This window comes from Streptomyces sp. VRA16 Mangrove soil, assembly GCF_017377775.1.
GTDB lineage: Bacteria > Actinomycetota > Actinomycetes > Streptomycetales > Streptomycetaceae > Streptomyces.
Window position 1 is genome coordinate 78545 of record NZ_JAFVLN010000025.1, and the last position, 21403, is coordinate 99947.

Annotated in this window: 19 protein-coding genes; 11 read left to right on the top strand and 8 right to left on the bottom strand. The window is 71.7% G+C overall.

The annotated features are described in order from the left end of the window. Positions 1 to 92 precede the first annotated feature (92 nt). From J3486_RS40640 to J3486_RS40655, 4 genes are read left to right on the top strand one after another with little or no spacing between them, the layout of a single operon-like run. Positions 93 to 1292 (top strand): S1C family serine protease, encoded by a 1200-nt coding sequence (locus J3486_RS40640; RefSeq protein ID WP_207829096.1) that lies wholly within the window; start codon positions 93 to 95, stop codon positions 1290 to 1292. Positions 1293 to 1314: 22 nt separating this feature from the next. Further along, the gene (locus J3486_RS40645) at positions 1315 to 1512 is read left to right on the top strand and encodes a hypothetical protein (protein WP_207829097.1); all 198 of its coding nucleotides are present in this window, start codon (positions 1315 to 1317) and stop codon (positions 1510 to 1512) included. A 14-nt stretch (positions 1513 to 1526) separates the two neighbouring features. Continuing rightward, positions 1527 to 2264: a response regulator transcription factor gene (locus J3486_RS40650; protein ID WP_207829099.1), complete on the top strand. Its 738-nt coding sequence runs from the start codon at positions 1527 to 1529 to the stop codon at positions 2262 to 2264. Then, on the top strand, positions 2261 to 3685 hold the full coding sequence (locus tag J3486_RS40655) for a cell wall metabolism sensor histidine kinase WalK (protein WP_207829101.1): 1425 nt from the start codon (positions 2261 to 2263) through the stop codon (positions 3683 to 3685). The genes J3486_RS40650 and J3486_RS40655 overlap by 4 nt, the downstream gene beginning before the upstream one ends. An 11-nt stretch (positions 3686 to 3696) precedes the next feature. On the opposite strand, the gene J3486_RS40660 is transcribed toward J3486_RS40655, so the two are convergent. The 5 genes from J3486_RS40660 to J3486_RS40680 form a co-directional block, all read right to left on the bottom strand. Next, complete coding sequence (locus J3486_RS40660) at positions 3697 to 3885, bottom strand: hypothetical protein (RefSeq protein WP_207829103.1); 189 nt, start codon at positions 3883 to 3885, stop codon at positions 3697 to 3699. A gap of 12 nt (positions 3886 to 3897) precedes the next feature. Continuing rightward, positions 3898 to 4482, bottom strand: coding sequence for a transcriptional regulator (locus J3486_RS40665; RefSeq protein WP_207829104.1), 585 nt, complete (start codon positions 4480 to 4482; stop codon positions 3898 to 3900). 66 nt (positions 4483 to 4548) lie between these two features. Further along, positions 4549 to 5865: a DUF2993 domain-containing protein gene (locus J3486_RS40670; protein ID WP_207829106.1), complete on the bottom strand. Its 1317-nt coding sequence runs from the start codon at positions 5863 to 5865 to the stop codon at positions 4549 to 4551. An 82-nt stretch (positions 5866 to 5947) separates the two neighbouring features. Continuing rightward, entirely contained in the window at positions 5948 to 8413 is a 2466-nt protein-coding gene (locus J3486_RS40675; RefSeq protein ID WP_229379385.1) for a VWA domain-containing protein, read from the bottom strand. Positions 8414 to 8550: 137 nt separating this feature from the next. Continuing rightward, positions 8551 to 10368: a bifunctional metallophosphatase/5'-nucleotidase gene (locus J3486_RS40680; RefSeq protein ID WP_207829107.1), complete on the bottom strand. Its 1818-nt coding sequence runs from the start codon at positions 10366 to 10368 to the stop codon at positions 8551 to 8553. 152 nt (positions 10369 to 10520) lie between these two features. On the opposite strand from J3486_RS40680, the gene mshD reads away from it, so the two are divergent. The 6 genes from mshD (at position 10521) to J3486_RS40710 (ending at position 15725) form a co-directional block, all read left to right on the top strand. Continuing rightward, positions 10521 to 11468 carry a mycothiol synthase gene (gene mshD / locus J3486_RS40685; protein WP_207829109.1) on the top strand — a complete coding sequence of 316 codons (948 nt, stop codon included), beginning with the start codon at positions 10521 to 10523 and terminating at the stop codon, positions 11466 to 11468. Between the two features lie 97 nt (positions 11469 to 11565). Continuing rightward, the gene (locus J3486_RS40690; protein WP_307805155.1) at positions 11566 to 11982 is read left to right on the top strand and encodes a GntR family transcriptional regulator; all 417 of its coding nucleotides are present in this window, start codon (positions 11566 to 11568) and stop codon (positions 11980 to 11982) included. Then, positions 11979 to 12878 carry an ABC transporter ATP-binding protein gene (locus tag J3486_RS40695; RefSeq protein ID WP_207829111.1) on the top strand — a complete coding sequence of 300 codons (900 nt, stop codon included), beginning with the start codon at positions 11979 to 11981 and terminating at the stop codon, positions 12876 to 12878. Before J3486_RS40690 ends, J3486_RS40695 begins: the two co-directional genes overlap by 4 nt. Then, positions 12875 to 13882 carry a hypothetical protein gene (locus J3486_RS40700; protein WP_207829112.1) on the top strand — a complete coding sequence of 336 codons (1008 nt, stop codon included), beginning with the start codon at positions 12875 to 12877 and terminating at the stop codon, positions 13880 to 13882. Before J3486_RS40695 ends, J3486_RS40700 begins: the two co-directional genes overlap by 4 nt. Further along, the gene (locus J3486_RS40705) at positions 13879 to 14823 is read left to right on the top strand and encodes an ABC transporter permease (protein WP_207829113.1); all 945 of its coding nucleotides are present in this window, start codon (positions 13879 to 13881) and stop codon (positions 14821 to 14823) included. Before J3486_RS40700 ends, J3486_RS40705 begins: the two co-directional genes overlap by 4 nt. Beyond that, the gene (locus J3486_RS40710; RefSeq protein ID WP_207829114.1) at positions 14820 to 15725 is read left to right on the top strand and encodes an ABC transporter permease; all 906 of its coding nucleotides are present in this window, start codon (positions 14820 to 14822) and stop codon (positions 15723 to 15725) included. Before J3486_RS40705 ends, J3486_RS40710 begins: the two co-directional genes overlap by 4 nt. A gap of 30 nt (positions 15726 to 15755) precedes the next feature. Here J3486_RS40710 and J3486_RS40715 read toward each other — a convergent pair whose 3' ends face one another. Genes J3486_RS40715 through J3486_RS40725 form a run of 3 tightly spaced genes read right to left on the bottom strand, consistent with a single transcriptional unit; the run spans position 15756 to position 19496 of the window. Continuing rightward, a complete protein-coding gene (locus J3486_RS40715; protein WP_207829115.1) occupies positions 15756 to 16196 on the bottom strand; it encodes an NUDIX hydrolase in 441 nt (146 codons plus the stop codon). Next, positions 16193 to 17200, bottom strand: coding sequence for a CHAD domain-containing protein (locus tag J3486_RS40720; protein WP_207829116.1), 1008 nt, complete (start codon positions 17198 to 17200; stop codon positions 16193 to 16195). The genes J3486_RS40715 and J3486_RS40720 overlap by 4 nt, the downstream gene beginning before the upstream one ends. Continuing rightward, positions 17181 to 19496, bottom strand: coding sequence for an RNA degradosome polyphosphate kinase (locus J3486_RS40725; protein WP_229379386.1), 2316 nt, complete (start codon positions 19494 to 19496; stop codon positions 17181 to 17183). The genes J3486_RS40720 and J3486_RS40725 overlap by 20 nt, the downstream gene beginning before the upstream one ends. 898 nt (positions 19497 to 20394) lie before the next feature. Between J3486_RS40725 and pstS the strand changes: the two genes are divergently transcribed. Then, positions 20395 to 21403 (top strand): phosphate ABC transporter substrate-binding protein PstS (gene pstS, locus J3486_RS40730; RefSeq protein ID WP_207829118.1); only part of this gene is annotated, 1009 nt, incomplete at its 3' end.

Here is a 21403-nt window from a genome sequence, read left to right on the forward strand (position 1 = left end):
CGCCCGGTCTTTATTTCGGGCAAACAGGGTTCTGCCGGGACTCTCAGGGCACGCTCAGGTGGCTCTCATGTACGCGGCTCAGGCTTACTGCCATGACCGAGAGCTTCCGCCGCGACGGCGAGTACCCGCAGGGCCAGCAGCAGTCCCCGTACTCCGAGAGCCCGCAGCAGAACCCCACCGAGCCCGTTCCGTCGGCCTCCCCGGTGGACAGCGCGTGGCCGCCCCCGCCTACCCACCAGCCGGCCGAGCCGGTGAGCGTCGCCCCGGGCACCACGGTGTGGCCGGGGGGCGGCGGCAACGGTGGCGGTGGCGAGCCGACCACGCAGTTCGCGGCCTTCTCGGCCGAGCCGGGCGGCTCCCTCGCGGTGGCCGACCCGCGGACCCGGGCGAAGAAGAAGCGGCTGCGCGGCCCGGTCGGGCTGCTCGCGGCCGTGGCGGTCGCGGCGGCGGCCGTCGGCGGCGGCACCGCGTACGCCTTCCAGGAGCTGACCGGTTCGAAGACAGTGGCGTCCTCGTCGACCAGCACCCATGTCGTGCCCAGCGCGAAGAAGGGCACCGTCGCCGGTGTCGCGGAGGCGGTCAGCCCGTCGATCGTCGAGGTCAACGCGACACTCAGCTCGGGCACCTCGACCGGTTCCGGCGTCATCGTCACCAGCGACGGCGAGATCGTCACCAACAACCACGTCATCTCCGGCGCCACCTCCGTCAAGGTGCGGACGAGCGACGGCAAGTCCTACACGGCGGAGGTCGTGGGCACGGACGCCAAGAAGGACCTGGCGCTCATCAAGCTGAAGAACGCCTCGGGCCTCAAGGCCGCCACGCTCGGCGACTCCGACGGCGTCCAGGTCGGCGACGACGTCGTCGCCATCGGCTCCCCCGAGGGCCTGACCGGCACCGTCACCAGCGGCATCGTCTCGGCGCTCCATCGCGACGTCACCGTCTCCACGGACGAGGGCTCGCAGCAGGAGCAGCAACAGCAGGGCGGCAGCGGCCAGTGGCCGTTCGAGTTCGGCGGCCGGCAGTTCAACGGCGACACCGGCTCGTCCACGACGACGTACAAGGCGCTCCAGACCGACGCGTCCCTCAACCCGGGCAACTCCGGCGGCGCGCTGATCGACATGAACGGCAACATCATCGGCATCAACTCGGCGATGTACTCCGCCAGTTCGGGCTCGTCCGGTTCGTCGGGGGACTCGTCGAGCGCGGGCAGCGTCGGCCTCGGCTTCGCCATCCCGATCAACACCGTCAAGGCGGACCTCGACACGCTGCGCGCCGGAGGCGCCGACAGCTGACCCCCACCTCTGGGAGGACCTCATGTTCCGTACCGTTCACCACCCCGAGGCCACGGCGGGCCCGGCCGACATCCGGCTCCCGCTCGCCGTCGCCCGCGCACTGCGCCGTCCCGTCACCCGGGCCCCCGAAGTGGCGCCCCGCGGCGCCGCGCCGCACGTCACGCGGGCGTCTCGCGGCCGTGCGAGGCTGATAGGCGTCGCACTCCCCTCCCGTACGTAAAGGAAGCGCAGCCCATGAGCCCCGCCGAAGGCGACCGTGAAGACCGGCACCGCATCCTCATCGTGGACGACGAGCCCGCGGTCCGTGAGGCCCTGCAGCGCTCCCTCGCCTTCGAGGGCTACGACACCGAGGTCGCGGTCGACGGCGCGGACGCGCTGGAGAAGGCGGCCGAGTACCGGCCCGACCTGGTCGTCCTCGACATCCAGATGCCGCGCATGGACGGTCTGACGGCCGCCCGTCGGCTGCGCGCCACCGGGTCCACCACCCCCGTCCTCATGCTCACCGCCCGCGACACGGTCGGCGACCGGGTCACCGGACTCGACGCGGGCGCCGACGACTACCTGGTCAAGCCGTTCGAACTGGACGAGCTGTTCGCCCGGGTGCGGGCGCTGCTGCGGCGCAGCTCGTACGCGGCCGCGCAGGGCGGCGCCGTCGACGACTCCGACGTGCTGTCCTTCGCGGATCTGCGGATGGACCTGGCGACGCGGGAGGTCACGCGCGGCGAGCGCACGGTCGAGCTGACCCGCACCGAGTTCACGCTCCTGGAGATGTTCCTGGCCCACCCGCGCCAGGTCCTGACCCGGGAGCAGATCCTCAAGGCGGTCTGGGGCTTCGACTTCGAGCCGTCGTCCAACTCCCTGGACGTGTACGTGATGTACCTGCGGCGCAAGACCGAGGCGGGCGGCGAGCCGCGCCTCGTGCACACGGTGCGCGGCGTCGGATACGTGCTGCGATCGGGGAGCGCCGAGTGAACAGCCTTGTGCGGCGGCTGCGCACGCTGCCGCTCAGGTCCCGGCTCGCGCTCCTGGTGGCGGTCGCGGTGGCGGCGGCGGTGGCGGCCGTGGCGGTGACGTGCTGGTTCATCACCAGGGATCAGCTGTACGCGCAGCTGGACAACAATCTGCGCACCGAGGCGACGTCCATCAAACCGTCCCAGCTGCAGTTCATCCTCGCGACGTGCAACTCCGAGGCGGCCGCGGGCAGTCAGGGCTTCCCCGGCCCGACCGTCCAGATCGTCCAGTCCGACGGCTCGGTCTGCACCTCGCCCGGCGACTCCAAGATCCCGGTCCAGAGCGCGGACGTGGCCGTCGCCGCCGGCACCAGCACCTCGGCGGAGCACACCACGGAGAACGAGGACGGCACGGCCATGCGGGTCGTGACGCTGCCGGCCGTGGACCAGGACCGCAACCGCCTGCCGCAGGCGGTCTCCATCGCCAGCCCGCTCCACGAGGTCACCAAACCCCTCACCACCCTCGCCTGGACCCTCCTCTTCGTCGGCGGCATCGGTGTCATCGGCGCCACGGCGGCCGGCCTGTGGATCGCGCGCACCGGCCTGCGCCCCGTCGACCAGCTCACCGAGACCGTCGAACACGTGGCCCGCACCGAGGACCTGACGGTCCGTATCCCGGTGGAGGGCAACGACGAGATCGCCCGGCTCTCGGAGTCGTTCAACTCGATGACGGCGTCGCTCGCGTCATCGAGGGAGCTTCAGCAGCAGCTCATCGCGGACGCCGGCCATGAACTGCGTACGCCCCTGACCTCGATGCGCACCAACATCGAACTGCTCACCCGCAGCGAGGAGACGGGCCGCGCCATCCCGCCGGACGACCGCAGAGCGCTCATGGCCTCGCTGAAGGCGCAGATGACCGAACTGGCCGCGCTGATCGGGGACTTGCAGGAACTGTCGCGGTCGGGGCTGAGCGGTTCCGAGGGCCCCCTGAAGGTCGTCTCCTTCCACGAGACGGCCCGCGCGGCGCTCGAACGGGCCCGGCTGCGCGGCCCGGAGCTGAAGATCGTCTCCGAGCTGGCCCCCTGGTACGTCCGGGCGGAGCCGGCCGCGCTGGAGCGCGCGATCATCAACCTGCTCGACAACGCGGTGAAGTTCAGCCCGCGCGGCGCCACCGTCGAGGTGCGCCTGATGCGCGGCGTGCTGACGGTCCGCGACCACGGCCCGGGCATTCCCGCCGATGAACTCCCGCACGTCTTCGATCGGTTCTGGCGCTCGCCGACGGCCCGCGCCCTGCCCGGTTCGGGACTCGGTCTGTCGATCGTGGCCCGCACCGTGGAGAGCTACGGCGGCGAGGTCGCCCTCGCGGCGGCGGACGGCGGCGGCACCGTGGCGACGATGCGGCTGCCGGGGGCGCCGACGCCGACGCCGGACCTGGAGCCGTAGGCCCGCCGGCCCTACGTGGCGACGGCCGCCGTCCTGGGTGCGGAGGCCAGCCGGAGGCCGACCTCGACGAGGGTCCAGCCGATCCGCGCCCGTACGTCCTTGCGGGGCCGGATTTCGGCGGCACGCCGGTCGGCGTCGGCTTCGGCGCGCAGTTCCGCGGCACGGGTGTGGTGCAGGGCGAGGTGCTGCTCGGGAAGCATCTGCGATTCCTCTCAGTCCGTGTGGAGGGGGAAGGTGTGGGTGTGGACCCGGACCGTCTCGGCCCGCGGATCGTCCCTGACGGCGTCCAGGTCGCGGTACTCGCCGATGAGGGCCCACATCCGGTCGCTCAGTTCCTGGGCCAGCTCCGGCGTGAGGCGCAGCGTGTCACTGCTGAGGTCCGCGACCTGCGTCCATTCCGCGGGCCATGCACCGCGGTTGCCGAGCCAGGTCGACAGGTTGCGCATCTGCGACATCGCCACCTCGTGCAGGTAGAAGTCGGCGGCGCCGCGCACTTCGGGGTCCTCGTCCTGGAGCAGGGCGTTGTCGACGGCCAGTCCGCGATGGACCGCCTTCCACCAGCGCTCCCTGCCCTTGCCGCGCTCCGGATCGTCCTCGACGAAGCCGTGTGCGGCGAGCTGGCGCAGGTGGTAGCTGGTCGCCCCGCTGGACTCCCCGAGCTTCTCGGCCAACTGCGACGCGGTCGCGGGGCCGTTGAAGCGCAGGGAGTCCAGCAGGCGCATGCGCAAGGGATGCGCGAGACCCCGCAGCGAGCGGGCGTCGAGTTCGCGCACCGAGGGCTTGTCAGGCTTGTTCACGCATACAAAGGTATCTATGCAAAGGGATACTTGCAAGGGTTTCTTTGCAACTCTCCGCCGACCGGTTCAGTGGCCCACCGACAGCCCGGCCCCCGACAGCTCCACCCGGATCCCGTCCCGCTCCACGCGGACGTCGCGCAGCCGCACGTACCCGTGACCGCCCGGCAGCTGTGGCAGCCGGAACGCGAGCGAGAGACGGTCGGCGAGTTCGGGGCGGGTGAGCCGGGTCAGGCCGTCGAGGAGGGCGGGGTCCATGCCGAGCTTGCGCAGCAGCCAGGGGTGGTCGATCGCGATGTCGACGAGGTTCATCCCCATCACCTTCTTCACGAAGCGCGGGGAGCCGGTCAGTTCGCTGAGCTTCGCGTCGCTGCGCTCGGCCTCCCGCACGGCGCGGTCCGGGACGCCCGCGCGGTGCACGATCGCGGGGATGGCGAGCAGGCGGCGCGCCTTGTCCGTCTCGGCGGTGATCCGGGCGACGGACCTGCGGGTCAGGTGCAGGCCCTCGTCGGCACCGGTGCCGGGCCGGTAGGTGGCGAGGTCGCCGACGGCGAGGCTCATGTGGTCGATGTCGGTGGAGATGCCGCTCGCGCCGAGCCGCTGGATCCGGGCGTCGGCGCGCACCTTCAGCTCGTGCCCGGCGACCGGCAGCGTGCCGCGCGCGAGGACCATGTTGCGGCCGTGGCCGGTGAAGGTGACCTGGGACGAGCCCAGTTCGCGGTTCATGTCGGCGAAGCTGAGCAGCACCTCGCCCCGCATCCGGTCGACGGTCGCGCCGCTGATGCCGGTGAACCCGGAGCCCTGGATCCGGACGTCCTGGGCGGTCGCCTGGACCTTGGCGAGGGTGACCCGGTCGGCGGCGACGTCGGGGACGGTCACCTTCATCGCGTCGACGCGGCGGTCGGCGAGCTGGGTCAGGAACGGGAAGCCCTCGATCTCGACCTCGGGCGCGGCCGTCAGCTTCAGCTCCTTCTTGAGCTGCTGCGCCGCGCGGTGCTCGGCGTACAGGACGGCCCAGCGGTCGGCGAGAGTCAGGAACGCGGCGAGGACGACGACCGCGACGAGCGCCTTGGCGACGAGCGGGAGGCCGGCGAACCGGGTGCGGCGGCGGCTGCCGCGGCGGTGGTTGGGCGGCGCCCATTCGTCGTCGTCCAGGTCGTCCAGGTCGCCGAGGCCGCCGAGGCCGCCGAGCGGGCCCGCCGGCTCCTCGGACTCCTCGGGCTCCTCGCGGAGGAAGTCGTCGAGCGGATTGTCGCCGGTGTGGTCGTCGAGCGCCGCCAACTCGTCGTACGGGCTGGCGGCCCTTTCCGGTTCCTGCGGAACCGATTCCTCCTGCCCATCATCAAACGGAGCGCGGACGTTGGATATGCGGTGGGGGGTACGCATCGGCTGATTTCACCACATGTACCGACCCCACCCGCAAGCCTTACTCCCAGTAGGCACGGAAACGCGCCATTTCAGGGCGCGTTCACCGGCGCCGCTGCCGCCGTGCCACCAGGACCGTGCCCGCCGCCACGAGCAGGGCCGCCGCCAGTGCGGACCACCCCGTGACACTGAAACCGGAACCGGTGTCGGCGAGTTCGCCACCGTGACCGTTGTCACCCGGCGCGGGCGTCGGCGTCGGCGTGCCCGGCACCGACACCGTCGGGGTCGGCGTGGGCGTGGGAGTCGACACCGCCCGGTCCGTGTTGGTCACCGTGCAGGTCACGTCGGCCCCGGCCGGCACCGTCACCTTCTCGTCCGTCACCGCCAGCGCGGTGCCCCCGGCGGTCTCGCATGCCCAGTCCCCGGCGTCGTATCCCTCCGGGCCGCCGGACTCACCGAGCGTGTAGCGGCCCGCCTCGATGTCGGCGCCGGTCACGGCGTCCGCGCCCGTGACGCCGGAGAGGTCGCTCGGCCCGTCGGCGCTCAGCGTCCAGTCGGTGGCCGCGGCGGTGCCCCCGTGCTCGTTCACGACCTGCTTGACCAGCGTGAGGCGGGCCTTGCAGACGACCTTGTTCAGGACGGCGAACGTGTTGTGTTCCCGGGTGAGTTCGGCCTCGTAGGGCACCGGTTCGTCGACGGCCGTGCCGTTCGCGCCGGTCACCCTGCTGTCGGTGAGGGTGCAGGCGGCCGGCAGCGTCGGGGTCTCCGCGACGGTCGTGGTGTCGCCGACGGTGTAGCCCTCGCGGACCTCGCCCCACGCCTGGTCGTGCGGGGCCGTGTCGGACGGGCCGGTGAGGGTGAGACCGGCGTCGAGACCGTCGGGCCGGTCGGCGTGCGCGTACCGGACGCCGTCCACCTCCCACGTCTTGGTGACCTCGACGTCGGCGGTCTGCGGCGGTCTGTTGTGGACGACGCAGCTGATCGCCGCCAGGCTCGGTACGTTCACGGTGAATCCGGGCGACGCGGCGGTGCCGGTGTTCACGACGTCCACGGCCGCACCGGTGTCGAGGTCGGTGCAGACGGCGTTCTTGCCGCCCTGGGTGACCAGGTCGTAGCCGCTCTGCTGGCTCTCCGCGACCGTGATGTCGGCGTCGGTGGTCCCGGCGGGGTACGTCGGGTTGAACACGACACCGCCGGTGCCGTCGTCACCGGTGGTCTGGGTGTCCGGCAGTCCGCCCATCCCTGCGGTCGTCGTGGACGCGTCGAACTGCCAGCCCGCGGGCGCGTTCTCGGCGCCGGTCACGTCCTCGCCCGTGGTGCCCGCGGGCACGATCTGCTTGATGACGGAGAGGGTGCCGTCGCAGTGGGTGAGTGCCAGGTTGTGCAGGGCCTCACCGGCAGCCGCGAAGTCGTCGGTCTGGTAGTAGTCGGCGGTCGTCGGGTTGGAGCCGGTGAACGCCTCCTCGCCGGAGATCGCCCTCAGATTGAGCCCGGACACCCCCTCGACCCCCTTGCCGACGCCGACCGCGACGACCCGTGAGCCCTTCGCCTTCACCGCGTTGGCGGCGAAGATGCCGCCCTCGACGTCGGCGAAGTGGGTGTTGGAGCCGTCGCCGGTGTACGGGTTGTTCCAGCGGGTGGGGTTGCCGTCGGTCAGCACGACGACCAGGTCGTACGTGGGCGCGGCCTTGGCGACCGCGTACATCGCCTGGTCCCAGTTGGTGCCCGAGCCCAGGGTCCAGTCGGCGTACAGGGCCTTGAACGCGTCCGCGCCCGCCTGCGTGGACACCGACATCAGGCCGGGGTGGTTGGCGCTGACGCCGGTCGTCGGCGGCGAGGTCTTGTCGAAGGAGAAGAGCGCCATCCGCGACGGCGTGCCGGTGAGCGTGTTCGTCAGCTTGTCCGTGGCCGCCTTGAGGTCGGGCAGCGCGCTGCCCACGGACGACGACAGGTCGAGCACGACGGCGATGTCGAGCCCGCACGACTCGGGCATCTCCGGGTTCGTACGGGACTGCTGCCAGATGCCGCCCGACGCGAGATAGGGAGTTGTCGACCAGGCCGTGCTGTACATGAAGTCGCTGGTCGAGCTGTACGTCCGACCGGCCGCCAGGGCGGGTGTCCGGAACTGGTACGTCGACTCCTCGGAGGAGGAGCCGCTGCCCTTGCCGGTGCGCAGCGTCGGGTTCGTGTACCAGCCGGCGGGCACGCCCCCGTCGACCTGCCGCACCCAGAATTGCTGCCCCTCGTTGACTCCGCCGCTGCCCACGTCCGGGATGGTGAAGCTGCAGTCGCCGTCACCGTCGGAGGTGCACCGCGCCCAGGCGTCGGCGACCGGCGCGGTGGCCGTCTCGCTCGCGTAGAGCGCCAGTTGAACCCCGGCGAGCGGGGCGACGGAGGAGTCGCCGTCGCGGTCACCGCCCGTCTTCACGGTGACGACCGCCTCGTCGGCGGCCGGGGACGGGACATCGGCGGCCACGACGCCGGAACCGGCCGCGACCGCGCTCAGAGTGAGCGCGGCCGCGGCACACAGGCCCCACAGCCGTGCGGCCCGCGAACGGTGACGCATCATCAGGCTCCCGGAGAGTACGAGCACAGGAATGCCCGAATTTATCCGATTAGCCCTTTACATTCGCGTACGTGATGCGGGGCGGCGCGGCGCCCCTCCGTGCGGCGCGGCGCCCCTCCATGCGGCGGGGCGCCGCTGCCTCACTTCAGGATGGTGATCCGGTCCCCCTTCGGCGGGGCGATCGGGTTCGCCGCCGAGGAGTTGGCGGTCATGTAGTCGTTGAACGCCTTCAGGTCGTCCGCGCCGACCAGCGGGTTCGTGCCCTGCCCGAGCGCCGCGAAGCCGTCGCCGCCGCCCGCGAGGAAGGAGTTCATCGCGACGCGGTAGGTGGCGGCCGGGTCGATCGCCGCGCCGTTCAGCCTGATGGAGTCGACGACGACCCGGTTCGCGCCGGACTTCGTCATGTCGAGCGTGTACGTGAGCCCCGCCGACGGCTGAAGGATCTTCGGGGACGCCTCGTTCGCGCCGCTGACCTGCTGCTGGAGCGCCTGGACGACCTGCGCGCCGGTCAGGTCGACCAGGTTGACGGTGTTGCTGAAGGGCTGCACCGTGAACGCCTCGCCGTACGTCACGACGCCGTCGCCCTCGCTGCCGCTCGCCTTGAAGACGAGGTCCGAGCGGACGCCGCCCGGGTTCATCAGGGCCAGACTCGCCTTCGGGTCGAGCGACTTCGCGTGCGCGAGCTGCGCGTCCGCGATCAGGTCGCCGAGCGGCTCCTCCGGGGTGCCGGCGCCGCGGCCGGGGATGTCGGCGGAGATGTACCCGACGGCCTGGCTGGAGACGGGCGCGGCCAGCTTGTTCCACTTGCCGATCAGGGCCGTCATGTCGGCGGCCTTCTCCTGCGTCCGCGTCACCACGTGGTTCGCGGACGTCGGCGACTTCACGGACGTACGGACGACGTCCCGGGTCGCCCGGTCGTACGTCAGCGTCGTGTCCGTGTAGAGCTTCCCGTACGAGGACGCGGAGGTGACCATGCGCGGCTTGCCGCTCGGGTCCGGGATCGTGCACACGTACGCCTGGTGGGTGTGGCCCGTGACCAGGGCGTCGACCTTCGGCGTGACGTTCTTGGCGATGTCCACGATCGGGCCCGAGATGCCGTCGCCCGCGCCCGGGGAGTCACAGTCGTAGTTGTACGAGGTGGAGGCCGGGGCCCCGCCCTCGTGGACCAGGGCGACGATCGACTTCACGCCCTGCTTGTCGAGGATCTTCGCGTACTTGTTGATCGTCTCGACCTCGTCGCCGAACTTCAGGCCCTTGACGCCCGACGCCGACACGATGTTCGGGGTGCCCTCCAGCGTGACGCCGATGAAGCCGACCTTCACGCCGTGCTGCTTCCACACCCAGTAGGGCTTGAGGATCGGCTTGCCGGTCTTCTCGTCCGTCACGTTCGCGGCGAGGTAGGGGTAGTCGGCGCCCTCGAAGGTCTGACCCGCCTCGTAACAGCCGTCGGTGGGGTGGCAGCCGCCGTTCTGCATGCGCGCCAGCTCGGTGGCGCCCTCGTCGAACTCGTGGTTGCCGACGGAGGTGACGTCCAGGTCGAGCTTGTTCATCGCCTCGACGGTCGGCTCGTCGTGGAAGAGGCCCGACAGCAGCGGGCTCGCGCCGATCAGGTCGCCGGCGGCGGCCGTGATGCTGTACGGGTGGCCCTTGCGGGCGGTGCGCAGGGAGCTGGCCAGGTACTCCACGCCGCCCGCGTCGACCTGCTTCTTCGTGCCGTCGGCCGCGGTCTCGGTGACCTGCCCGGAGGAGCCGGCCGGCGGCTCCAGGTTTCCGTGGAAGTCGTTGAAGGACAGCAGTTGTACGTCCTGGTAGCGGCCGCCGCCGTGGCCCCGGTCGGCGTGCGCCCCTGCGGGCAGCGCGGCGACGAGGGCGCCCGCGGTGGCGACTGTCGCGGCGGCGCCGAGGGCGGCCCTCAGCCGGCGCCCCGGTCTGCGGTGGTGTCCTGACGTTCCTGGCATGCCTGCGTCTCCCCGGGGTGAGCTGTGTGACGACTGTGGTGGGGCGCAGCCTAAGGTCAACGCGCGTAGCGCAACAGGGGGTTGCGGGTTACGAGCTGGTTGCCGACGACTCCTGCCGACCGCGCACGGGGCCCCGCCGTACCCTCGTAGCCATGACCACGGACCCCGCAACCGACACCGAACCCGGCCCCTCGGGCCGCCGTATCGACACCCTCTCCGTCCTCGACTCCGAGCAGTCGGCCGCCGTCCGCGCCCTGCTCGCCGACGCCGCCCGCACCGACGGCCAGCAGGCCGTGTCCGAGCAGGGCAGGCTGCAGTTGCGGGGCGGGGAGCGCGACGGCATCCACCACCTCCTCCTCTCCGTCGGCGACGAGCTGATCGGGTACGCGCAGCTGGAGGACACCGACCCGGTGGAGGCCCCGGCCGCCGAGCTGGTGGTGCACCCGGCGCACCGCGGGCACGGGCACGGGCGGGCGCTCGGCACGGCGCTGCTCGCGGCGTCGGGCAAGCGGCTGCGGGTGTGGGCACACGGCGGGCACAGCGCGGCGCGCCATCTGGCGCAGGTCCTCGGGCTCTCCCTCTTCCGCGAACTGCGGCAGATGCGGCGGCCGCTGACCGATCTGGAGCTGCCGGAGCCGGTGCTCCCCGAGGGCGTGCGCATCCGCACCTTCGTACCGGGTCAGGACGACGCGGCGTGGCTCGCGGTGAACGCGGCGGCGTTCGCGCACCACCCCGAGCAGGGCTCGCTCACCCAGCGCGACCTGGACGACCGCAAGGCCGAGCCGTGGTTCGACCCGGCGGGCTTCTTCCTGGCCTTCAAGCGGACCGCGCAGGGCGACGAGCTGGTCGGCTTCCACTGGACGAAGGTGCACGCGCAGGAGCGGCTCGGCGAGGTGTACGTGGTGGGCGTGGTCCCCGAGGGCCAGGGCGGCGGCCTGGGCAAGGCGCTCACGGCGACGGGCCTGCGCCATCTGGCGGGGTCCGGTCTGCCGACGGCGATGCTCTACGTCGACGCGGACAACAAGGCGGCGGTGAGCGTGTACGAGCGGCTCGGTTTCACGACGTACGAAACGGACTTGATGTACCGAACCGAGTCATAACCCGGCACTTTTCGAGGCAGGGGGCGGTGTCGCTTGACGCCGCCCCCTCTCTTGCATCACCCTTTCACTACTTGATTAGTGAAAGGGGGGTACGCCAGTGGCACAGCAACCGAATCCTGCGATCGAGTTCCGCATCGACCGCCACAGCGGCGTCGCCACCTATCTCCAGATCGTCCACCAGACCGAGCAGGCACTGCGGCTCGGCATGCTCGAGCCCGGGGACAAGCTCCCCACCGCGCGCGAGGTCGTCGAAGCCACCGCGATCAACCCGAACACGGTGCTCAAGGCGTACCGCGAGCTGGAGCGGGAGGGCCTCGTCGAGGCGCGCCGGGGCCTGGGCACGTTCGTGCGCAGATCGCTGGGGTCGAGCCCTGCCGACTCACCGCTGCGCAGCGAGCTGGAGGACTGGATGAGTCGGGCGAGAGACAGCGGCATGGACCGCGAGGACGTGGCGGCCCTGTTCACCGTCGCGCTGGAAACACACTTCGGCACCATCACCAAGGGGACCTCATGACCACGGCGATCGAGGCGACGGGCCTCGGCAAGCGGTACGGGCGGCACGGCAAGGCCGCTCTCGACGACTGCTCGTTCCGGCTGCCCGAGGGCCGCATCAGCGCCCTCGTGGGGCCGAACGGAGCGGGCAAGTCGACGCTGCTGTCGATCGCCGCGGGCCTGACGCGCCAGAGCTCCGGCACCCTGACCGTCCTCGGCGCCGCGCCCGGCGGCGCCCGCCCCAAGGTCTCGTACCTCTCCCAGGACAAGCCGCTGCACCCCCAGCTGTCCATCGCGGACACCCTGCGGATGGGCGCGGAGCTCAACAAGGAGCGGTGGGACGCGGCGTACGCGGCGACGATCGTGGAGGCCGGCGCCCTCGACCCGAAGACGAAGGTGCGGACGCTCTCCGGCGGCCAGCGCACCCGCGTCGCGCTCGCCCTCGCCCTCGGCAAGCGGCCCGAGCTGATGCTCCTGGACGAGCCGATGGCCGACCTGGACCCGCTGGCCCGGCACGAGCTGATGGGCACGCTGATGGCGGACGCCGCCGAGCACGGCACGACCGTCCTGATGTCGTCCCACATCGTGTCCGAACTGGCCGACGCCTGCGACCACCTGCTGCTGCTCGGCGGCGGACGGATCCGGCTCGGCGGCGGCATCGACGACCTGCTGGGCGCGCACAGCCTGGTCACCGGGCGCGGCGACCTGTCGCGGCACACGGTCGTCGAGTCCCGCGCCTCGGGCCGCGGCGTCACCGCCCTGATCCGGCGCGACGGACCGGTCGGGGACGGCTGGCAGGTGCAGGAGCCCTCCCTGGAGGAGCTGCTCCTGGCGCACCTGCGCTCCCCAGACGCCCCGGCGCTGCTCACCCCGAGCACCGCCGCCACGGCGACGGACCGCACGGCGGTGACCGCATGAGCGCGACGCTGGAGCGGCCGACCGCGGGGAAGTCCCCGGTGCGGCGCACCCTGCCGGGCGCCGACGGCCTGGTGTGGACGGTGCTGCGGCTGCACCGCACGGCCCTGTGGATCTGGACCGGCTATCTCGCCGTCAGCCTCGGCCTGCTGCTGTGGCTGTGGGGGCCCGGCGCCTCGGCGCCCCAGAAGGCGTTCGACAGGTTCGGATACGCGGGGGCGCAGGACACCGCCTGGGACGGCAAGTCCTTCCCGCTCAGCTCCTGGCTGCCCGAGTTCCTCTCGCCCCTCGGCTCGTTCGACACGCTCTTCTACGATCCCGCGACGCTCACCCGGACAGCCGCGGTCGCCGTCGCCGTCTTCGCCGCGGGCCCGCTGATCGCCCGCGAGCTGGAGCTGGGCACCGCGCAGTTGGCGTGGACGCAGTCCGTCTCCCCGGCCCGCTGGCTCACCGCCAAGCTGGCACTGCCCGCACTGCTGATCACCGTCGGCACGACCCTGGTCGTCGCGCTGTACGAGGTGGTGTGGCGGGCGCACGGGCACCTGCTCGTCGCCGGGATCGGCCCGCGCTCGTTCTACTTCAACATCGGCCCGGCGACGGTCGCGAACGCTCTGTTCGGGCTCGCCCTCGGCGTGCTCGCCGCGCTGGTGCTGCGCCGCACGCTGCCCGCGCTCGCCGTCGCCGGCATCGGCACGTATCTGGTCGGTGCGCTGCGCGCCAACTCCTGGCCCTTCCAGGGCGCCTACCAGCAGCCCGAGATCCCGGTCCACAACAAGGCGATCACGTCCGGCGGCACCGAGATCAGCGACCCGCAGTGCTACATGGACCAGAAGTGCCTCGCCGCCCACCACGTCACGGGCTTCGACCGGCACTACCTGCCCTCCCCCGACTACTGGCCCCGCCAGCTCGCCGAGACGGGCGTCCTGCTCGCCCTCACGGCCGTCCTCGTCGTCGCCGCCTTCCTGGTGCTCCGCCGCTACCAGCCCAAGAAGGAGACCACCGGATGAGCGCCGCCGCCTTCTCGCCCCGCGGGGGCCTGACCTGGACCGTGCTGCGGCTGCACCGGGGCACGCTGTGGCTGTGGGCCGCGTACGTCGTCCTGGGCGCCGGGGTGCTGCTGTGGGCCTGGGGGCCCGGCACCTCGGGGCTCGACATCACGGGGACCTGCGACCCGGCGGTGGCCGGCGGGTGCACGGCGAAGGGGCCGACCGCCGACCCGTACCACTACGCGCTGACGCTCACCGACGGCTTCCTCTCCCTGCTGCCGCTGGCCGTCGCGGTCTTCGCGGGCGGCGCGCTCATCGGGCGTGAACTGGAGAGCGGGACCGCCCAGTTGACGTGGACCCAGTCCGTCGCCCCGGCCCGCTGGCTCCTCACCAAGCTGGCCCTGCCCGCCCTTGCGCTCGTCGCGGGCACCGGTCTGCTGGTCGTGCTGCGCCGCCAGGTCGCGGCGGCGGCGCCCGGACTGACCGACAACCGCTGGTTCACCGGCAGCTTCGACGCGCTCGGCCCGGTCGCGGTCGTGCTGCCGCTGCTCGGCCTCGTCTGCGGCGCTCTCGCGGCCCTGTTCCAGCGCCGTCTGCTGGCCGGCGCCGCCCTCGGCTTCCTCCTGACGGCCGCCCTGGCGGCCGCCCTCGATCTGCTCCGCCCGTACCTGTGGCCCACCACCACCGTCACGGGCACCCTCGCCCAGGGCTACCGCGGCTTCACCGGCGACGTCGTCGACGAGGGCGCGATCACGGGCTCCGGCGCCCACATCGTGGACCCGATCTGTGTCAACGACCAGGCCTGCATCACCGAGCACAACATCACCGGCTACTACACGGAGGGCCACCCGCCGTCGCACTTCTGGCCGCTCCAGCTCGTGGAGACCGGCGTGGTGCTGGTCCTCACGGTGATCGTCACCCTGATCGCGTTCCGCGTCCTCGGCAGGAGAGTGGCCCCATGACCGTCCCCGCAGCAGTGGCACATCCCGGGCCGCGCACGGCCCTCCGTCCCTCGGGCCCGGTGTGGACGGTGCTGCGACTGCACCGGATCGCCCTGGGGATCTGGATCGCGTACGTCTCCGTCACGGCGGGGCTGCTGTTGTGGGCATGGGGGCCGGGGAGGTCCGGGCTCGGCATCGACCCGCACTGCGCGGCCTCGACGATGAACTTCTGCGCCGGCAAGGGGGCGTACGTCGGGGCCGTCGCCTGGGCGGAGTTCCTGATCGGCCTGGTGCCGCTGCTCGCCGGCGTCTTCGCGGGCGGCACCCTCGTCGGGCGTGAACTGGAGCTCGGCACCGCCCGGTTGGCGTGGACGCAGGGGGTGCGTCCGGCGCGCTGGCTGGCGGCGACGCTCGCCGTGCCGGCCGTGTTCCTGATCGCGGGCACGACCCTGCTCGTCCTCCTGCGCCGACTGGCGGCCACCGGGGACGCGGCGCGCCTCATGGAGAACCAGTGGTGGCAGTCGTCGACGACGTTCGGGGCGCTGGGCCCGGCCGCCGCGGCGTGGCCGCTGCTCGGCCTGGCGATCGGCGCGCTGGCCGCGTTCCTGATGCGGCGCACGGTCTCGGGCATGGGCCTCGCCTTCTTCTCGACGCTCCTCGCCACGGTGCTCGTCGGCGCGGCCCGCAACGCCTTCGTATGGCCGCCCTCGGTGACCTACACGCTGAACAAGGGCGTCCGCCTCCACTCCGAGGTCAGCTCCACGACCTGCCGGAGCACCGGCGACACCTGCGTCGCCGGTCAACTCACCGGCATCCACGGCTTCTGGCAGCTGCACCTCATGGAAACGGCGACGGTACTGGCCCTGACCGCCCTGCTCGTGCTCCTCACGCACCACATCCTGCGCAGGAGAGTCGCCGCATGACCCAGACCCTCCCGGCCCCCGCCGCCCGCGTCAGGGAGTGCGGCCCACGGCGTGGCGGGTGTCGAGGAACGCAGTGAGCAGCATCCTGTCCCGGCTGTGAGTGAGCAGGCCGAACGCCTGGGCCGGAGGCAACCACTGCAGGCGGGTGACTTCGGAGTTGGGGGTGAACGTGCCGCCGGTCGCCTGCGCCGCCCAGTAATGGACCTCCTTCGGGCGGCCTCGGGCGTCCAGGTACCGGGACTCGGGGAGAGGAACGCCCAGAACGCACGTCGCCCCGGTTTCCTCCAGTACCTCGCGCACTGCGGTGTCGGGCAGCGCCTCGCCCTGCTTGGCCTTGCCCTTGGGGAAGGACCAGTCCCCCCACTTCGGCCGGTAGACCAAGGCGAGTTCGATGTCGTCACCTGTCCGAGAGCTGCGCCACAGGACACAGCCGGCGGCCAGAACAGTGTCGGTGTCGTTGTGCACGGTCATGGGGTTCCCACCGTTTCTCGCTGCCACGCTTTTCTGAACGCGTTCCTTGCGGCCTCCACCTGATGGCGCTGGTCGGCGTGGAGCACGCCGAGGGCGTACGCCGTCGCGGGGGCGATGCGCGGGGTGCGGGCCGCCTGCGCCGCGGCGGCCGCGGCCTCCGCGGCGTCGCGGTGCGTGTTCAGGGCGTGGGCGGCCGCCGACAGTCGTACGGGATCGAGGTCGCCGCCGGGCACGACCTCCTGCGCGTAGCGGTGCAGGCGCAGCAGGAGGCGTACGTGGTGCCAGGGGGCGTCTGTGTTCGTGTCGTACTGGCTGTACTGCTGGTGGTGGCCCTGCGGGTGCGGCCCGGTGTGGTGCAGTGCGGCGACGGCCTCGGCGAGGCGGGACCCGGCCTCGCCCGCGAGCTTGGCCAGCCCGATGTCGGTGCCGGTCAGCGGCACCTCGCTGGCCAGCACCGCGACCCGGTCCGCCACCGCGTGGAAGCGGGGGCTGCCGAGGGCCTGCAGCGCCGTGCTGTGGGCGCGGGTCCTGGCGAGCGTCAGCTGGCGGTCGAGCAGCGCCGCCGCCTTGGCCGCGCCGAGCGCCAACGTCGTGGTCGCGGCCGCCTGTTGGGGCAGCCGGGCGACGCCGCCCGCGGGGGAGGTCAGCCGGTGCAGCGCCTCGTTCAGCCGGGCGAGGCGGTCCGTGCACGCGTGCTCCTGCGCCAACGTGCCCGACAGCCACGCCAGTTCGGGCCGCAGTGCGTCCGACCACTCCGGGTCGAGGAGCGGGCGGAAGGTGTGCAGGGTGCCGCTGATCCGGCGGGCGGCGCGGCGCAGGGCGCGGGCCGCGTCCGCGACCGGGCCCGCCGGGCCGCTCTCGCCGTGCCGGCGCAGCGAGCGCAGGAACTCGGTCGCCTGCTCCTGGAGATACGCCCCGAGGACGTCGCTTCCCTCCGGTCCCCCCGGTCCGGTCCGGGGATCGGTCTCCAACGGCTCGCTGGACTCAAGGTGTTGCTGTGCCACGCCGGCGCCTCCGGGCGTCTATGAGCATCTCCTGTACGTTCCGCAGGGGGCGCCCGGCAGGGTCCTGAGAGTCGGTCGCGTGCCGGGTCCAGTTGCCGTCCGCGCCCAGGTGCCAGGAGGCGGTGGCGTCGGACATCCCCGTTTCGAGCAGCCGGTTGAGGGCCGCGCGGTGGGCCGGGTCCTCGACGCGGACCAGGGCCTCGATGCGGCGGTCGAGGTTGCGGTGCATCATGTCGGCGCTGCCGATCCACACCTCGGGCTCGCCGCCGTTGCCGAAGGCGAAGACCCGGGAGTGCTCCAGGAAGCGGCCGAGGACCGAGCGGACCCGGATGTTCTCGGACAGGCCCGCGACGCCGGGCCGCACGGCACAGATGCCGCGCACCCAGATGTCGACCGGGACGCCCGCCTGCGACGCCCGGTAGAGGGCGTCGATGATGGCCTCGTCGACCATCGAGTTGACCTTGATACGGACAGAGGCGGGGCGGCCCGCACGGTGGTGCTGGACCTCCTTCTCGATGCGCGTGATCAGGCCCGTGCGCAGGGACTTGGGCGCGACGAGGAGGCGGCGGTAGGTCTCGCGGCGCGAGTAGCCGGAGAGCCGGTTGAAGAGGTCGGAGAGGTCGGCCCCGACCTCCTGGTTCGCGGTGAGCAGCCCCAGGTCCTCGTACAGACGGGCGGTCTTGGGGTGGTAGTTGCCGGTGCCCACGTGCGAGTAACGGACGAGGGAGTCACCCTCCTGACGCACCACGAGGGAGAGCTTGCAGTGCGTCTTGAGGCCGACGAGCCCGTAGACGACGTGACAGCCGGCCTCTTCCAGCTTCCGCGCCCACTTGATGTTGGCCTGCTCGTCGAAGCGCGCCTTGATCTCGACGAGGACGAGGACCTGCTTGCCGGCCTCGGCCGCCTCTATCAGCGCGTCCACGATGGGCGAGTCGCCCGAGGTGCGGTACAGCGTCTGCTTGATGGCGAGCACGTCCGGGTCGGCGGCGGCCTGCTCCAGGAACGCCTGGACGGACGTGGAGAAGCTGTCGTACGGGTGGTGCAGCAGGACGTCGTGGTTGCGCAGGGCCGCGAAGATGTCGGGGGCCGAGGCGGACTCCACCTCGGCGAGGTCACGGTGGGTGCCCGCGACGAACTTCGGGTACTTCAGCTCGGGCCGGTCGATGCCCGCGATGGAGAAGAGGCCCGTGAGGTCCAGGGGACCCGGCAGCGGATACACCTCCGCCTCGCTGACCTTCAGCTCGCGCACGAGGAGGCTGAGCACCTCGGAGTCGATGGTCTCCTCGACCTCCAGGCGCACCGGCGGGCCGAAGCGGCGCCGCATGAGCTCCTTCTCCAGGGCCTTGAGGAGGTTCTCGGCGTCGTCCTCCTCGACCTCCAGGTCCTCGTTCCGCGTCACGCGGAACATGTGGTGCTCCTCGATGGTCATGCCGGGGAACAGCTCGCCCAGGTGCTTGGGCGCGGAGATCACGTCCTCGATGGGCACGTAGCGCTGCGGGGACGCCTCCAGGAAGCGGGAGAGCAGCGGCGGGACCTTGACGCGGGCGAAGTGGCGGTGACCGCTGACCGGGTTGCTGACGACGACCGCGAGGTTGAGCGAGAGTCCCGAGATGTACGGGAAGGGGTGCGCGGGGTCGACGGCCAGCGGGGTGAGCACCGGGAAGATCTGCTGCATGTACAGCGTGTAGAGCCGGGACTGCTCCTTCTCGGTCAGCTCGTTCCAGCGCACCACGTGGATGCCCTCGTCGGCCAGGGCCGGGGCGACCTCGTCCTGGTAGCAGGCGGCGTGCCGGGCCATGAGTTCGCGCGAGCGGTTCCAGATCAGTTCGAGCACTTCGCGGGGCTGGAGCCCTGAGGCCGAACGGGTGGCGACGCCGGTCGCGATGCGCCGCTTGAGCCCCGCCACCCGGACCATGAAGAACTCGTCCAGGTTCGAGGCGAAGATCGCCAGGAAGTTCGCCCGCTCCAGGAGGGGCGTCGCCGGGTCCTCGGCGAGTTCGAGAACCCGCTCGTTGAACGCCAGCCAGCTGCGTTCGCGGTCCAGGAAACGTCCCTGCGGGAGCTCTGCGCCCTCGTGGTCCGCGTAGTCGTCCTCGTCGTAGTCGTCCGGGTCCGCGTCGATGTCCGCGACGATCCCGGCGAGCTTCGCGGCCGACCTCTCGTACTCCCCGGTGGGCAGGGGGTGCGGGCGGTGTGCGGCGAGGGAGCCCACGGAGGGCTGCGGGTGCGAGGCCGAGGGGGCTGCGGGCTCGGACTCGGCGGCGGACTGGTCCTGGGCGGCGTTCGGCTGGCTCATGGCCCCATTCTTCCGCGCGGAGACGGTCTCGGGCGCGGCGGGAAGGTCGCTGAGCGCGGGGGCGAGACGGAGCCTGCCGTGTGCGCGCGCTTGCGAGGTGGGGTCTTCCGGCGGGGTCGAGGCGGAGTCGGGCGCGGGGGGCTGCATTCCGTGAGGGTCGCAAGGGTGTCTGAATCACTGGTTACGGCGATATGACGTGCGGGATATGGGAGGGGGGCTCCAGGGCGTCTACGGAGGTACGTCAGGTGTCGCCGGGCTGGCCTCCGGGCGGGGCCGAGGCGGAGCGAGCGGTGCCGTCTGCGCCGGCCCCACCCTGAGAGGGCGTTCGGAAATGGCCGTTCCTCGGGATCCCTGCGCTGGTCGCCGAGCCGGAAGGGCTCCCGCGACACCCCGAGCCGGCCGAACCGGCGAGGCCCGCCGTGCGCGGCGCCTTCCGCAGCCCGATCCGCTCCACTGCGAGCAGCGCGCTTGCTCGCTTTCTCGATCTCGACTTCCGAGTCCCGGTCCGCTTCCCCTTGCCTACCCGAGTCCACCAGGGTCCTGCCCTCGACGTGTCCTCGATGAAGACCCCGTCACCGACCGTGGCCGGCGCGTCCTGGTGACGGGTGTTGCTCCGGTGCTGACGTGCCGGGCCAGGGAAGCGACAGGAGTACGAGCACGTCCTGAGGACCACGTGACGTGACCGCTCCGTGACCTAACCGCACCGCCCGCTTAGGTTCACCCTCCGTTCACTCGTGCCCATCGGCCGCTTCACCTGATCTGCCTAATTTCGGCCTTACGCGGTGCGCCCCCGGCAACGGGGAACACCCCACCGCTCGACTGAAAAATCCGCAGACTTTCGCACGCCGCCAAAGAGCAGAACCCCGAGGCCGGCGGCTCCTGGAAGGAACATCCGAAGGTGAAGCTTCAGCGCAAGAACCGGCTCCGCGCCCTCTCCCTCGGCGCTCTCGCCGTCTCCGGCGCCCTGGCCCTCACGGCGTGCGGCTCCGACGACACCGGCAACGGCAGCGACAACAGCAGCTCGAACGCCACCGCCAAGGCCGGCAACATCAAGTGCGACGACGCCAAGGGCCAGCTCCTGGGCATCGGCTCCTCCGCCCAGGCCAACGCGATCGAGGCCTGGCGCAAGGCGTACTCGCAGGCCTGCAGCGGCGTGCAGATCAACTACAAGCCGGACGGCTCCGGCGCCGGTGTCACCGCCTTCAACCAGGGCCAGGTCGCCTTCGCCGGCTCGGACTCCGCGCTCAAGCCGGAGGAGATCACCGCCTCCAAGAAGGTCTGCTCCGGCGGCCAGGGCATCGACCTGCCGATGGTCGGCGGCCCGATCGCCGTCGCGTACAACCTGGACGGCGTCGACAACCTCGTCCTGGACGGCCCGACCCTCGCCAAGATCTTCGACTCGAAGATCACCAAGTGGGACGACGCCGCGATCAAGAAGCTGAACCCGGACGCGAAGCTCCCGTCCACCAAGATCCAGGCGTTCCACCGCTCCGACGAGTCCGGCACCACGGACAACTTCACCAAGTACCTCAAGGCCACGGCCGCGAGCGACTGGAAGTACGAGGGCGGCAAGGCCTGGCAGGCCAAGGGCGGCCAGTCCGCGCAGGGCTCCTCCGGCCTCGCCCAGCAGGTCAAGCAGACCTCCGGCTCGATCACGTACGTCGAGCTGTCCTACGCCAAGGACGGCCTGAAGACGGTCGACATCGACACCGGCGCCTCCGCCCCGGTCAAGGCCACCACGGACAACGCGTCCAAGGCGATCGCCGACGCCAAGGTCGTGGGCACGGGCAACGACCTCGCCCTGGAGCTGAACTACGCGACCAAGGCCGACGGCGCCTACCCGATCACCCTGGTCACGTACGAGATCGTCTGCGACAAGGGCAACAAGTCGGACACCCTCGCCGCCA